9 protein-coding genes are annotated in these 15,158 nt (G+C 55.1%); 3 read left to right on the plus strand and 6 right to left on the minus strand.

Translation table 11 applies throughout. The features are described from left to right. Window positions 1-229 precede the first annotated feature (229 nt). On the minus strand, window positions 230-856 hold the full coding sequence (locus OSC10802_RS42015) for a COP23 domain-containing protein (protein ID WP_017719913.1): 627 nt from the start codon (window positions 854-856) through the stop codon (window positions 230-232). Window positions 857-1,156: 300 nt separating this feature from the next. Here OSC10802_RS42015 and gatA point away from each other — a divergent pair, with 300 nt between their 5' ends. The 3 genes from gatA to dnaE all read left to right on the plus strand — a co-directional run bounded on the left by gatA (window position 1,157) and on the right by dnaE (window position 8,845). Next, entirely contained in the window at window positions 1,157-2,614 is a 1,458-nt protein-coding gene (gene gatA / locus OSC10802_RS0127075; RefSeq protein WP_017719914.1) for an Asp-tRNA(Asn)/Glu-tRNA(Gln) amidotransferase subunit GatA, read from the plus strand. A gap of 522 nt (window positions 2,615-3,136) precedes the next feature. Continuing rightward, window positions 3,137-4,042 carry an alpha/beta hydrolase gene (locus tag OSC10802_RS0127080; protein WP_017719915.1) on the plus strand — a complete coding sequence of 302 codons (906 nt, stop codon included), beginning with the start codon at window positions 3,137-3,139 and terminating at the stop codon, window positions 4,040-4,042. A gap of 267 nt (window positions 4,043-4,309) precedes the next feature. Continuing rightward, window positions 4,310-8,845, plus strand: a complete 4,536-nt coding sequence (gene dnaE / locus OSC10802_RS53325) for a DNA polymerase III subunit alpha (protein WP_017719916.1) — start codon at window positions 4,310-4,312, stop codon at window positions 8,843-8,845. A gap of 76 nt (window positions 8,846-8,921) precedes the next feature. On the opposite strand, the gene OSC10802_RS0127090 is transcribed toward dnaE, so the two are convergent. From OSC10802_RS0127090 to OSC10802_RS0127110, 5 genes are all read right to left on the minus strand, one after another. Beyond that, on the minus strand, window positions 8,922-9,248 hold the full coding sequence (locus tag OSC10802_RS0127090) for a helix-turn-helix domain-containing transcriptional regulator (RefSeq protein WP_017719917.1): 327 nt from the start codon (window positions 9,246-9,248) through the stop codon (window positions 8,922-8,924). Then, window positions 9,220-9,564, minus strand: a complete 345-nt coding sequence (locus OSC10802_RS0127095) for a type II toxin-antitoxin system RelE/ParE family toxin (protein WP_017719918.1) — start codon at window positions 9,562-9,564, stop codon at window positions 9,220-9,222. Before OSC10802_RS0127095 ends, OSC10802_RS0127090 begins: the two co-directional genes overlap by 29 nt. An 89-nt stretch (window positions 9,565-9,653) precedes the next feature. Then, a complete protein-coding gene (locus OSC10802_RS0127100) occupies window positions 9,654-11,528 on the minus strand; it encodes a WD40 repeat domain-containing serine/threonine-protein kinase (protein WP_017719919.1) in 1,875 nt (624 codons plus the stop codon). Window positions 11,529-11,641: 113 nt separating this feature from the next. Continuing rightward, window positions 11,642-12,898: a serine/threonine-protein kinase gene (locus OSC10802_RS0127105; RefSeq protein ID WP_017719920.1), complete on the minus strand. Its 1,257-nt coding sequence runs from the start codon at window positions 12,896-12,898 to the stop codon at window positions 11,642-11,644. A 200-nt stretch (window positions 12,899-13,098) separates the two neighbouring features. Further along, window positions 13,099-15,021 carry a serine/threonine-protein kinase gene (locus OSC10802_RS0127110; protein ID WP_017719921.1) on the minus strand — a complete coding sequence of 641 codons (1,923 nt, stop codon included), beginning with the start codon at window positions 15,019-15,021 and terminating at the stop codon, window positions 13,099-13,101. Between the last annotated feature and the right edge of the window lie 137 nt (window positions 15,022-15,158).

Raw genomic sequence — 15,158 nt, forward strand, 5'->3', positions numbered from 1 at the left:
GGGAAAGCTGTCAGCGCTGGCTCGCTTTTTATGCCTGATATCATATCGTTGAACTGCCGCAATTTAGTTGCCAATGCCCCATCGCCGGCTGCCCCAATGCCCAACCATCGAGATATTACCGGCATTCAACCTGACAGATTGAAGATAACTTTTCTGCGAGGGAATCTGACCGGCAGCAGGGGGGCCCAACCGGCAAATAGCGGCAAAAGCGCTGCTGGTGCAGGGGCGATTACCAAAGAGAGGTTGCCGGCTGTGCGCTGGGCTTTTCTGGCTGTGCGCTGGGCTTTTCCAGTGCGCTCGGGGGAGCCGGCGCTGCAAGGGGTGCCGGGGCGATTTGCTCAACCGGCGCAGTGTTGAGGTACTGGTTAAAATCGATGGTGCCGTCGCCTGGAGTGTCAGTGTCATCGCTGCTTTCCAAAAGCGGGCCGGCAGCGCCCTGACGCACCGCCTGCAGCCGTTCCAGGACGACATTAGGATTTTGCCCAGGCTTGAGGGTGTAGAGTAAAGTGCACTGGTCGCCGAGCTGGCTGAGGGCGCAGATCACCGGCTGGCTGTTTTGAACCGAGGCGCTAAGGTAATTCAGCCGTCCGGCGCGGTGGAGAGTGTTGAACCGGCCAGTGACAATCTGGCAGCGCGTCTGAGGGGAATAGCCGGAATCGCTGAAATGCTCGGAAACCCACTTAATCACCGGCACTGCGCCTCGCGGGGTTTGCGCGTAGGTTGTCGGGACGCCGGCAGAGTCGGGAGTGCAAACGAAGGTGGTGCGCCCGGGGGTGCCGGTCTGAGCGAACGCGGCAGTCGCGCCAAGAGTGAGCGCCCACAGGGCAGTAGCAGTTGTCAGGGATTGCTGTTTCATAATCAAGCAGCCTGCCTTCAGGGGAGAATTTGTGGAGCGGAATCTGTGGCTAGCACTATTTTAAGCCCCGACAAAGCCCCCAGGGGGCTGCGGCGTGCGGCTGCAAGGGCAGTGCCGGCCCTCCTGCCTCCAATTTTAGCTAGAATCAGAATTTCCGGTTAAAATTTAATATTTGGCCCCAAACAGAATGCGGTCAAGTCCGGAGGCAAGCTGCTTTGACCCAACGCCAGAGCGCAGCAGGATTCATTTGGCAGCTATATTTGCTAAGGGGCTAAAAATTGAGTCAATGAAGGTACAAGCATGGCATCCATCCGCGAGTTGCACAAACAACTGATCCGAAAAGAACGTTCTGCTGTAGAGATTACCAAAGAAGCGCTGGGGCGCGTTGAGCAGCTAGAGCCGAAACTCCACAGCTTCTTGTGCGTGACAGCTGAGCGCGCCTTGGAACAGGCTCGCAAGGTGGATGCCCAAATCGCCGCCGGCGAGCCAATCGGGCCGCTGGCGGGGATACCTGTGGCCATCAAAGACAACATGTGCACCAAGGGGATTCCCACCACCTGCGGGTCGCGGATTCTGGAAAACTTTATCCCGCCTTACGAGTCCGCGGTGACGCAAAAATTGGCGGATGCCGGTGCGGTGATGGTGGGCAAAACCAATCTCGACGAGTTCGCGATGGGGAGTTCCACTGAGAATTCGGCTTACGGGCTGACCGCCAACCCCTGGGATCTGGAGCGAGTGCCCGGTGGGTCTTCTGGGGGGTCGGCGGCGGCGGTGTCGTCGGGAGAGTGCGCGGTGGCGCTCGGTTCGGACACCGGCGGCTCGATCCGCCAGCCGGCATCGTTCTGCGGCGTGGTGGGGCTGAAGCCGACCTATGGCCTGGTTTCTCGCTACGGCTTGGTGGCTTACGCTTCTTCGCTGGATCAAATCGGGCCGTTTGGCCGGACGGTGGAGGATGCGGCGTTTTTGCTGGGGGCGATTGCCGGTTACGACCCGAAGGACTCTACTAGCCTGAAGGTGAAGATACCCGACTACGCCAAAGCCCTGCAGCCCAACATGAAACCCAGAGGCCAGCGGCGAATTGGCGTGATCCAAGAAACCTTTGGCCAAGGGCTAGATCCGGTGGTGGAGCAGGTGGTGACCAAAGCGATCCAGCAGCTGCAGGACTTGGGCGCGGAAATCCAAGTGGTTTCTTGCCCCCGATTCCGCTACGGCCTGCCCACCTATTATATCATCGCCCCGTCGGAGGCGTCTGCCAATCTGGCCCGCTACGACGGCGTGAAGTATGGCTTGCGGGTGCCCGAGGCGGACAACCTGCTTTCTATGTACGGCAAGACTCGCGCCAGCGGTTTCGGGGCGGAGGTGAAGCGCCGGATCGTGATTGGCACTTACGCGCTGTCCGCCGGCTACTACGACGCCTACTATCTCAAAGCCCAAAAAGTCCGCAGCCTGATCAAGCAAGACTTTGACCGGGCTTTCGCTCAGGTGGACTTGCTGGTCACTCCCACTGCGCCAACTACGGCGTTCAAAGCCGGCGAAAAAACGAGTGACCCCCTGAGCATGTACCTGTCGGATTTGATGACTATCCCGGTGAATTTGGCAGGGCTGCCGGCGTTAAGTATCCCCTGCGGTTTCGACGACGGGGGCCTGCCCATTGGCATGCAGCTGATCGGCAATGTCTTGCAAGAACAGCTGCTGCTAGAAGTCGCCCACGCCTACGAGCAAAGCACTGAATGGCACCTGCGCAGACCTGCCCTCTAGAAGCGTGCGGAGGTCAAGTCTGATACCAATGCCCGGATTTTGTATTTTGGATTTTGGATTGAAAAAATGGCAGTAAAGCCTTTTCAGTCCGAGTCAAAAATACAAGCTATCTGAACTTGGTATTATAGCAATAGACAGCTCAGTAATGGACAAGGCATCTCACTTGGCAGTAGGTACAGGGACAGGCGAGACGCCTGTCCTACGTCCTAACCTAAGGTACAGGGATAGGTAAAACGCCTGTCCTATGTCCTAACCCAAGTGGCTACTGCTATAGAATCGAGGTTAAGAAACCGGGGTTCCCTGCTGCCAAAAGAAACCCGGTTTCTCAGCTGTCTCACCGGCGCGACCTCTCTCAGGGGAGAGAAATTCTCAGGCCCCACAGACGCGACCTGTAGCGTCCGCACGCCAGGGCCGGGGGCATCTACAAAGCCAGCAACGCAAGTCCAAAGCGGGAGTGAGGGAAAAATAACTTCAACTCTCACTTTTCGCTGCTAACTGCTCATATCTATATTCACAAGTATGATGCCAATTTTTCTGCCGCTGTTGTGGAAGCTGCTGCTCGCCATTGGGGGGGTCTTGACAGTCGCGTACATCTGTGCGTGCTACTACCTCTTGCGGCAGCAAACCCGATTCATATTTTTCCCCTCGCCGGCGCTGGAAAAAACGCCGGCTTTTTTGGATCTGGACTACGAAGATGTCTGGCTGCCGGTGCCAGCGAGTGCCGGAAAAGTTGAACATATCCACGGGTGGTGGGTGCCGGCGGCGTCACCGAACTCTGGACCTGCCGGTGTGGTGCTGTATTTGCACGGAAACGGCATCAATATGGGAGCGAATGTTAACCACGCTCACCGATTTCACCAGCTGGGTTTCGATGTGCTGATGATTGACTATCGGGGCTACGGTTGCAGTCAAGGACGTTTTCCCAGTGAAGCGCAGGTTTATGAAGATGCGGCAACGGCGTGGAATTATTTGGTGTTGAAACGCGGGATGAATCCGGGGGAGATTTTTATCTACGGTCACTCTCTCGGCGGCGCGATTGGTCTGGAACTGGCGGTGCGGCACCCAGAGGCGGCGGGATTAATTGTGGAAAGTTCGTTTACTTCGATGCGGGACATGGTGAGTTGCCTGCACGGATATTTTCGCATATTCCCGGTGAATTTGCTGCTCAAGGAGCGGTTTGACTCTATTTGTAAGGTGAAATCGCTGCAAATGCCGGTGCTTTTTATTCACGGCACGGCGGACTGTACGGTTCCCGCTTCTATGAGCAAAATCCTCTTTTCTGCAGCCCCGGAACCGAAACAGCTGTTTTTCGTAAGCGGTGCCGGTCACAACGATGTCGCTACAGTTGCCGGAGCCCAATATCTGCAGACGGTTGGCCGGTTCTTGGAACAGGTGCGAGCCCGACAAACCCAGGTGCCGGTGGGTTGAAAAACCCCTTGACATTTATCGCCCTTTATGCTATAAACTCGCCCCGAATAAAACCGGCACCCCAACCCCCTTCTCGCTTGCGGGGAGGGGGAGTATTTTTTGTTCGAGGCAGTGGCGGAAAACAAGTTGACGAGTATAATGTATATAGCGTCTCTCATATTACTGAGGTGCGGAGAAACCCGGGTTTTTAAAGAAACCGGGTTCAGGTACTTCCTGGAACTGAGAGCCGCTATAATGTAAGGTGAAATCTGAAATTAGCGGGGACTTATGTCTTTCGTAGGTCTGCACACTCACAGTGATTACAGCCTGCTCGATGGAGCCAGCCAGCTGCCGCAGTTAGTGGGGCGAGCTGTGGAGTTGGGAATGCCGGCAATTGCGCTCACGGATCACGGCGTAATGTACGGGGCGATAGAGCTGCTAAAAGTCTGTCGCGGCAAAGGGGTAAAGCCGATTATCGGCAATGAAATGTATGTGGTGAACGACCGAATAAAAAATGCGAGGGGGTATTACAGGCCGCACCACCAAGTTGTTTTGGCAAAAAACAACCAAGGCTATAAAAATTTGGTGAAGCTGACGACGAAATCTCAGCTGACCGGCATGCAGGGGAAAGGGATAATGGCGCGCCCTTGCATTACGAAAGAACAGCTGGCAGAGTACAGCGAAGGGCTAATTGTCACCAGTGGGTGTCTGGCCGGTGAGCTGCCGAGACTGATTCTGAAAAACCGGCTCGACGAGGCGAAGCTGGTGGCTGAGTGGTACAAGGATTTATTTGGGGACGACTATTATTTAGAAATTCAAGACCACGGCAACTGGGAAGATCGGATTGTGAATGTGGGGCTCGTGAGGATTGGGCGGGAGTTGGGAATTAAAATTATTGCCACCAATGACTCGCACTTTACGTTCTGTACTGACGTGGAAGCTCACGACGCTTTGCTGTGCGTGCAAACCGGCCAGCTGATTTCAGAGGAAAAGCGCATGCGCTACAGCGGTACGGAATATCTCAAGTCCGCTGAGGAGATGGCGAAGCTGTTCCGCGACCATTTGCCGGATGATGTGATTCAGGAGGCGATCTCCAACACGTTGGAAGTCGCCAACAAAGTCGAACAGTACAACCTAATGGGCGACACCCGCATTCCTGACTATCCTATCCCTGCCGGTCACACCGCTGATACTTATGTGGAAGAAAAGGCTTGGGAAGGACTGCTAGAGCGGCTAGAGGCAAAATCCCGCTCGGAAATCAAGCCGGTTTACAGAGAGCGGCTGGAGTACGAGCTGAAGATGATTCAGAAAATGGGGTTTTCCAGTTACTTTTTGGTGGTGTGGGATTATATCAAATATGCCAGAGATCATGGCATTCCTGTGGGCCCGGGGCGCGGTTCTGCAGCGGGATCTCTGGTGGCGTACTCGCTGAGGATTACGAACATTGACCCAGTGCATCACGGGCTGCTCTTCGAGCGATTCTTGAACCCTGAGCGGAAATCCATGCCAGATATTGACACAGATTTCTGTGTTAAAAGCCGCGATAAGGTGATAGAATATGTTACGGGAAAGTACGGCGAAGACAAGGTGGCGCAGATTATTACCTTTAACCGCATGACCTCCAAGGCGGTGTTGAAAGATGTGGCCCGGGTGCTGGACATTCCCTACGCGGAATCGGACAAGATGGGTAAGTTGGTTCCCGTGTCGCGGGGGAAACCGGAGAAACTCGCGGTGATGATTTCGGATGAGTCGCCGGAACCGGAGTTTAAAAAAGCTTATGACAGCGACGAAAAAGTCCGCCAGTGGCTGGATATGGCGCTGCGGATTGAGGGGACGAATAAAAGCTCTGGGGTGCACGCTGCCGGTGTGATTATTTCAGCGATTCCGCTGGATGAGATTGTGCCGCTGCAGCGGAATGATAAAGGCGCGGTGATCACGCAGTATCCTATGGAAGACCTGGAATCTCTGGGGCTGCTAAAAATGGACTTCCTGGGGTTGAAAAACCTGACGATGCTCCAGAAAACAGTGAATTTGATTAACAAAACACACGGCCTCAATATCAATCCAGAACTGCTGCCAGAGGACGCCCGAAAAGCTCAAGAAAAATTCGCCACGCTGAAAAAGCTGCCTCAAGATGTTGAGAAAGCTTATAAAGTTTTAGAGAGAGGTGAGCTGGAAGGCATTTTTCAGCTAGAATCTTCCGGCATGCGCCAGATCGTGCGAGACTTGAAGCCATCCTCTCTGGAAGATATTTCCTCGATTCTGGCGCTCTACCGGCCCGGACCTTTGGATGCCGGTTTGATTCCGCTGTTTATTAAGCGCAAGCACGGCAGGGAGCCGATTAAATACCAGCACCCGCTGTTAGAGTCGATTCTCCAAGAAACTTATGCGGTTCTGGTTTACCAGGAGCAAATTATGAAGGTGGCCCAAGATTTGGCCGGCTACTCCTTGGGACAGGCCGACATCTTGCGCCGGTGTTTGAGTGGCTCAACAGAGATAGTTGATTGCCAGACAGGTCGTTTAGTGACTTTAAGTGAGATTGCGGCCAAGCCCGAGTTCTGGCTGGGGAGAAAAGTTTTCTCCCTGGATGTACAGACTCAGAAGATAACCCAGCAGCCCATTACCGAAATTCATCCGAATGGGGTGCGGGATGTCTGGGAGATGACAACCAAAACCAACCGCAAAATCAAAGCGACAGACGACCATCTTTTCTATACGCTTTTGGGATGGCAGCCTCTGAAAGCTTTCCGAGTAGGCGACCGGATCGGTTTAGCAAAGACACTCCCTATCGCGCACGCGAGCGATATCCCAGAGGCTCAAATTAAGCTGGCAGCAGCCCGCCATCGAGTCCGCAATTTTGCTGTAGCTTTCCAGCACACACAGTTGATGGCCATCGCGGATTCTGAGGTGTTCTGGGATGAGATTGCTTCCATTGAATATGCCGGCAAGGAAGAAGTCTTCGACCTGACGATTCCTGAAACCCATAATTTTATAGCCGGGGACTTTATCGCCCACAATTGCATGGGGAAGAAAAAGGCTGATGAGATGCAAAAGCAGCGGGAGCTTTTCCTGGACGGGGCGGCCAAAAATGGGATTAAACGCGCCATAGCGGAAGATTTGTTCGAGCAAATGGTGAAGTTTGCGGAGTATTGCTTCAACAAGTCCCACTCCACGGCTTACGCCTATGTCACCTATCAAACCGCCTATCTGAAGGGGAATTATAAAGTTGAGTACATGGCGGCGCTGCTGACGGAGAACAGCGAAGACCAGGATAAGGTCAAGAAATACATCGCCAACTGCTTGAGTCAGGGAATTGAGGTGGAGCCGCCGGACCTCAATCGCTCTGATGTGGATTTCACGCCGGTGGGCAATAAAATTATGTTTGGGCTGTCCGCAGTCCGAAATCTGGGAGATGGGGCGGTTGCCTGTATTTTGGCGGCGCGGAATAAGGGAGGAGCCTTTAAGTCTCTGGCGGATTTGTGCGAGCGGGTAGATTTGCGCACGGTCAACAGCCGCGCTCTGGAAGCTCTGATCAAATGCGGTGCGCTGGACAAGCTCAACCCCAACCGGCAGCAATTAATCGAAGACCTGAAGTTCGTGATTCCTTGGGCGCAAAACCGGGCGAAAGACAAAGAAGTTGGTCAGGGCAATTTACTTGACCTGCTGAGCGCTATGGGGTCGGGTTCAGGAGGCAGCCAGGGTTTTGAATCCGTCCCAAAAGCAAAGCCTGTTGAGGATTTTCCCCAGAAGGAAAAGTTGAAGTTTGAAAAAGAACTGCTGGGCTTCTACGTGTCCGACCACCCCCTGAAATTCGCGCAGAAAGCCGCCAGCCAGCTGCGTACTGAGCCAGTCAGTCTCAGCCAGCTGGAGGCGAAGCTGGGGAAAACTGTCAAGGCGATCGTGATGCTGGCAGACGTGAAGCATATCACGACTAAGAAAGGCGAGCGGATGGCGCGTCTGCAAATCGAAGACTTGGAAGGTAAAGTTGAAGCCGTAGTTTTTTCCAAGGCTTACGAAGAGATTCGCGAATTACTGGTGACAGACGAGCCGGTAGTCATCTCAGGCAGAGTGGATAAGCAAGACGATCGAACCCAGCTGCTGGTTGAGAATGTGCAGCGCATCGATCCGGAGACCGGGAAGATTATACCATCGAAGGCGCAGGGAGTAAAAGAGGAGGACTCGTCTCCGAGCAAATCTGTGCGAAAAGCCGCCGAAATGCTGGGTTTTGCGCCGGTCAGTCTCAGCGATCTCGACAAGCACAAGGGGAAAACCGTCTTCTGCGCTGTGACGCTGACAAAAGTTAAGCAGATCACGACTAAAAATGGCGAGGACATGGCGTTCCTGCAACTGGAAGATCCCGACAGTGAAGCTGAAGCGGTTGTTTTTCCCCGGACTTACGGGAGTGTTGCCTCCTCTCTGGTAACAGACGCCTCTCTGCTGATCTGGGGTAAAGTGGAAGAGCGCCAGGAGAAAACCCAGGTGATTGTTGAAAATGCGGTGCGGATTGAACCGGCTCAGTTCGTGACGCTGGAACTGACGCCGCAGCTGGTGCTCAATCCGGGAAAAATGAGCGACCTGCAGATGATTTTGCAAGAATACTCAGGGGAGAAAGATAAGCCAAAAGTGCCGGTGCTAGCCACGGTTGCCGGTCAGCCTCCCCGTGAGGCGGTTCGCTTCGGACCCCAATACTGGGTGCAAGACTGCCAAAGCGCTGCAGACCGGCTCAATGCCGGTGGGTTTCCCGCCAGCATTTCTGGGAGTGCCGGTGCGCCTGTGCCGGCTCCTCTGCCGGCTGAGGCACCTACAGAGGAAATTGACTTTTGAGCAGTAGGGTGCGTTTCCCCCGGAAACGCACCCCACCTTCTCATAAAGTAGCGTTCCTCCCAGGAACGCACGCCATTTAAGCATTATTTTCCTCTTTGACCGTTACCGCTAGCCGAAATCCCAGCGCCTCCAGCAACTCTACCAGGGTGTAAATTTCTGAGCCGCCGGTTTCCGAGAGCATCTTGTCGAGTTTTTCCCACTGCTGTTTGGCTGACTCCGAGAGACTGTCCATGCGGAGGCGAGCATCGATTACATCTTGAATTGACAGCCGGAGCAATTGATGTTCAGGCTCTTCTGCTTCCAAGATAGCCTCGATATAAGCAGCAGCCTCTTCTGGGTTTTTGAGAGAAGAGAGCAGGTGGTCTTGGTAGCTCCTACTTGTTGGGATTTTCACGTCTTTCATAGTCTCTCCAGTATTCCTTAGCTCTGCTAATATCTTCCTCTTGGGTGCTTTTATCCCCGCCACAGAGGAGAAGCACAATCGTTGTTCCTAGTTGTCCAAAGTAGACCCGGTAGCCCGGGCCATAATTTATCTTGAGTTCACAAACTCCGTCTCCAACTGACCGGAAGTCTCCCAAATTGCCAAGCCGGATTCGGTTAAGCCTCTCCCGGATTTTAGCGGTAGCCTTGATATCCCGCAGTGAATCTACCCACTCTTCATAGGGACTTCTCCCATCTGGGGTGAGGGAGTTGCGAATCTCCCTGGGTTGTGCTTCCATTATCTTATTATAAGCGTGTCAGGGCTTATTCTACTTGACCGTGAGACGCGCAATCCCAGCGCCTCCAGCAACTCTACCCGGGTGTAAATCTACTCCCCTTGCCAAATCTTCACCGTCTTGTCCCAACTCCCACTCACCAAACGGGTGCCATCGGGACTGAACGCCAGGGAAGTAACCGGCCCAGAATGCCACCTCAAACTGTACAGCAATTGCCCATTTTGCAACTTCCACAGCTTGATAATACTGTCCCTGCTGCCACTGGCAAATGTTTCCCCATCCGGACTCATCGCCACTGCCTGCACCCATGAGGAATTGCTCAGCGTGTAGAGCTCTTTCTTCGCACCGGCATCCCAAATTTTTACGGTTTTGTCCTCACTCCCACTCGCGAGTCTCTTGCCATCCGGACTGAAGGCCAAAGAGCGCACTGAGGCGGAATGACTTCGGAAGGTGTGGGTCAGGATGCCATCTCTTAAATCCCACAGTTTGATGCTGTGATCGTCATACCCACCCCCGCTGGCGAGGGTGTTTCCATCCGGACTGATGGCGAGGGCTTCCACATAGCCGGTGTGCCCCATTAGGGTTCCAATCGGGCTGCCGGTTGCCAATTCCCACAGCTTTATGCTATTATCAAAACAGCCACTAGCGAGAAATTTACCATCCGGGCTGATAGCCAGAGAAATCACATACGCCGAATGGCCGGTGAGCGTTTTTCTCAGGTTGCCACTGCCAACTTCCCACAGCTTAACTGTGCTGTCTAAACTGCCGCTAGCGAGGGTTTTGCCATCGGGACTGATGGCGAGGCAACTCACCCAGCCGGTGTGCGCGGTGAGGGTTCCCAGCAGGTTGCCGGTTTCCAAATGCCACAATTTGATGGTCTTGTCGTAACTGCAACTGGCGAGGGTTTTGCTATCGGGGCTGATGGCGACGCCTATGACATAATTTGTATGCCCGGTGAGGGTGTGCGCGCACCGCCAAGTCTGGGGCGGCGCGGGCTGAATCTTGGTGGTTGCCGGCTGAAATTTGGTGAGTTTAGGTTGCGGATTGCCGGCTGGTGCTCTGGAAATTGCCGGTCCCCAGTAAAGGTCTGCGATCGCTTCCTCGGCTGACTGGTAGCGATCGCTCACCCAGTCTTGCAGCAGTTTGTCTATCACTTTCCCCAACCGATCGCTGGCGGTTCTCCCCTGTTCTATCAGCTTGTTTCGCCACAGCCACCGCCCTTTCATCGGATCGTGAAGTTCGTCGGGTGCTGTATCCGTCAGCAGGTGAATGCACGTCACGCCCAAACTGTAAAGGTCGCTCGCCGGATAGGCTTTTCCGCCTCGCAGCTGCTCAATCGGCGCGTAGCCTTCGGTGCCCAGTTTAGTGCCGGTTTTTATCAAAACGCTGCCGGTTAATTGCTTGGCAACCCCAAAATCAATCAGCACTAATTTCCCGTCACTCTTGCGGCGCAATACATTCTCTGGCTTAATATCCCGGTGAATCACCTGTTTGGAGTGGATGTACTTCAGCACCGGCAGCAAATCCAGCAACAGTTCCTCTACCTTCTCCCCACTAAACGCCCCTCCCTCTTCCAACTCCTGCAACAAATTCTGCCCGTCAATAAACTCTTGCACCAAATACAGCCGCCCCTCTTCTTCAAAATCGGCAAACAGCGTAGGGATCTGCGGGTGATCTCCCAGCTGCAGCAGCTGCTTTGCCTCCCCGGCGAACATTTCCGTCGCTTTTTCCAGCAAGCCCCGATTTTGTTGCACTTGCGACAGCGGCAAAAATTGCTTAATCACGCATTCAGCGTGCAGCCGGTCGGCATCAGAGGCGATGAAGGTCCTGCCGAATCCCCCCTCGCCCAACAGCTTTATCGCACAGTAGCGATCTTTCAGTTGCAGCTTAGAGCCACAACTCTGGCAAAACACTTTCCCGTCAGGATTCAGCGGATTCTGGCAATAAGGATTCAGGCAATATATCATATCTATTTGGCGGAGATACTATTATAACATTTTCCCCGAGGGGAAACGAGGGGAAACGAGGGGAAACGAGGGGAGCGAGGGGAAATTCGGGCATCTAAACGCCAAAATTGATATTAGCTTTCTGGGAAATACTCCGACCTGAGCGACTCCAAGTCCGCATCAATGTCAGAACCGGCAGATTTACTTTTCCCCTGCGGCGATTTCGCCCCACCGGCAGGTGGCTTCTGCGGCGGTGCGGGCGTTGGTGCCGGCGGAAGGATCGCCGGCGCACCGGCGTTCGGGGGTGCCGGTTGCGCCTGACTCACTTGAGTTTTCACAGACGCCAGTTCCGCCGCAATCATATCAATATTGTGCGCGGGCGCTTGACTTTTTGGGCGAGATGTGCTAGTGGGAGGAGGCGGCTGAGTTGCAGGCTGCGGGTGCCGGGGTGCGGGGGTTGCCGGGGTGACTTTGGGGGGTGCCGGTGGGTGCGGAGTGCCGGCTTTTGCGGGATTGAGCTGTGCGAGCACCTCCGCCGCTGACTGATATCTGTCTCTCACCGAGTATTGCAGCATCTTGTCCAAAATTTGCCCCAAGCGAGGGCTGACAACTTTACCGCTTTTCGCCAGGTTTTCTCGCCAGATCCACTCGCCTTCCAGCGGGTCAAACAAATCGTCCGGCACACTCGCCGCCAGCAGCACGAGGCAAGTCACCGCCAAACTGTAAAGGTCGCTGGCAGGAAAAGCCGCACCGCCGCGCATTTGCTCCATTGGCGCGTAACCTTGGGTGCCGGCACGAGTGCCGGTGGGGGCGAGTGCCGTACCGGCACCAGAGGACGCCACGCCGAAATCCACCAGCACCAGCTGGCCATTTTTCTGCCGGCGCAGTATATTCTCTGGCTTAATGTCGCGGTGAATCACCTTGCGCTCGTGGATAAACTGCAGCACCGGCAGCAGGTCCTCTAGCAGCTGGCGAATCTGCAGCTCGCTGAAAGCCCCCCTCTCGCGCAACTCCTGCAGCAAATTCGGCCCATCGATAAACTCCTGCACCAGATACAGTCGCTTGTCTTGCTCAAAAAAAGCCAGCAGGTCGGGAATTTGCGGGTGTTCGCCCAGTTCGTGCAGCCGCACCGCCTCGCGGTTGAAGAGTTCCGTGGCTTTCTGCAATGCTGTAGTGCCTTGAAATTGGGGAAAAAATTGCTTGATAACGCAGCGAGAGTTGAGCCGGTCTTCATCCACGGCCAAGAAAGTGCGGCCAAATCCGCCTTCCCCGATCTGGCGGATGGCGCGGTAGCGCTCCTTGAGCGGCAGAAGGCAGCCGCAAGCGTGGCAAAACCTTGCCCCCTCTGGGTTCTGGGGGTGTGAGCAGCTGGGATTGAGGCAATAACTCATACCGGCAACGGGGAGCGACACTGTATCTATTGTGCCTTCTAGGACGGCGATCTTGCCCTTGGGGATTGGGCGTGGGGGATTGGGGGATGCCTGGATGCATGGATTTTGGATGCCCGGATGCATGGATTTTGGATGCCCGGATGCATGGATTTTGGATGCCCGGATCGGACGCCTTATCCCTCACCCCTCACCCCTCACCCCTAAGGAACCCAGCGGTAGATTTTAATGGTCTTGTCGGAACTGCCAGTGACGATTGTTTTGCCATCGGCGCTAACCGCCACGGAATTGACAGCGCCCACATGGCCGGTGAAAGTGCCCAGGAGTTTGCCGGTGGCTGTGTTCCACAGCTTGACCGTCTGGTCGCGGCTGCCGCTGACCAGGATACTGCTTTGAGCGCTGAAGGCCACGGAATTCACCATGTCCAGATGGCCAGAGAGCCGGTACACCAAAGACCCCACTGGGCGTCCCTGTGGGTCTGGGGTTATCTGCCACAGCTTGACCGTCCGGTCTTTGCTGCCGGAAGCGAGCAGTTTCCCATCCGGACTGATGGCGACAGAATTCACCGAGTTCAAATGCCCCGAGAGGGTGCTTAGCAGATCGCCGGTGGCGGTGTTCCAAATATAAATTTTGTTATCCAGACCGCCGCTGGCCAGGATTTGCCCATTGGGACTGAAGGCAACGGACTTGACCATGCCGGAACGACCGCCGAGGGTGCGTGTCGGGTAGGTGGGGGTGTCGCTCTTGACGGTGGAGATCTGCCAGAGCTTGACGGTCCGGTCCTCACTGCCACTGGCTACGATTTGGCCATCCGGGCTGATGGCGACGGTATTGATATCCCTCAAATGACCGGCGAGATCGGCTTGCATGGTGCCGGTGCCGGTGTGCCACAGCTTGATCTTGCCGTCATCGCTGCAGCTGGCCACAATCTGGCCATCGGGACTGATCGCCACATCATTGACGGCGTTTAAATGCCCAAACATCGTGTGCAGCAGTTCGCCGGTGTTTAAATTCCAGACCTTTACGGTGTCGTCGAGACTGCCACTGACCAGGATAAGGCCATTAGGGCTGATGGCGACGGATGTCACCCAAGAGGAATGGCCGGTGAGCGTGTGGGCGCATTTCCAGCCGCGCGTTTTGGGCTTGGATGTCGGTGCCGGTGGGGGGGTGACGACGCGGGCTAGGGGCGGGTTTTGAGCGGGCGGTGGGGGCGGCGGGGGTGCGGCTTTAATCTCGCTGAGGGTTTTGAGGACTTCCTCAGCCGACTGGTAGCGATCGCTAACCATATCTTCGATCATCTTGTCCAGGATTTGCGCCAGTGGCTCGCTGATGCCTGCCCCCTGTCGGGCCAGATGCTCCCGCCACACCCAGCCCCTGAGGGGATCGAAGAGATGATCCGGTTTCACCCTGGTCAGCAGGTTGATGCAAGTGACTCCCAAACTGTAGATGTCGCTGGCGGGATAGGCTTTGCCGCTGCGCAGCTGTTCCAGGGGCGCATAGCCTTGGGTGCCAATTTTCGTGCCGGTTTGCATTGCGGAGGCTTTGCTCAGCTGCTTGGCCACGCCAAAATCGATCAGCATTAATTGGCCATCGCGATGCCGGCGCAAGATGTTCACCGGCGTAATGTCGCGGTGAATGACATTGCGGGCGTGGATAAACTTCAGCACCGGCAGCAGGGAGCTGAGAATCTGCCGGATCTGCTGCTCGCTGAAGGCTCCCTTATCCTGCATCTCGTGCCACAAAGTCTGGCCGTCAATGTACTCCTGCACCAGATACAGGCGCTGGTTCTGTTCAAAAAAAGCCAGAAGCGCCGGAATCTGCGGGTGCTCTCCGAGCTCGCACAGTCGCATGGCTTCTTGATTGAACAGCTGAATCGCCTTCTCCAGTGAAGCCTGGGCCAGCGAGCCGCTCCCTTCGATTTGCGGCAGCAGTTGCTTGATCACGCAGCGAGTTCCCAGCCGGTCTTCGTCCACCGCCAGGTAGGTTTTGCCAAATCCCCCTTGCCCGAGGGGCCCGATGGCACGGTAGCGCTGTTTTAGCAGTAACTGTGACCCGCAAGTGATGCAATGCGTTAACCCATCTGGGTTTTGCGGGTGGGAGCAGGGGGGATTGAGACAAAACGTCATACTCGAAAGCAATGGGGAGCCTGACTATATAGTAAGTCTTCCCCACCTTCCTGAGTTCAATTCACCTGATGGATAATTTTATATTCTATATTTTCCATTCACGAGCGGCAATGGATATCTATCCCTCAGGGGGTACG

The organism is Kamptonema formosum PCC 10802 (genome assembly GCF_000332335.1).
Taxonomy (GTDB): domain Bacteria; phylum Cyanobacteriota; class Cyanobacteriia; order Cyanobacteriales; family Oscillatoriaceae; genus Oscillatoria.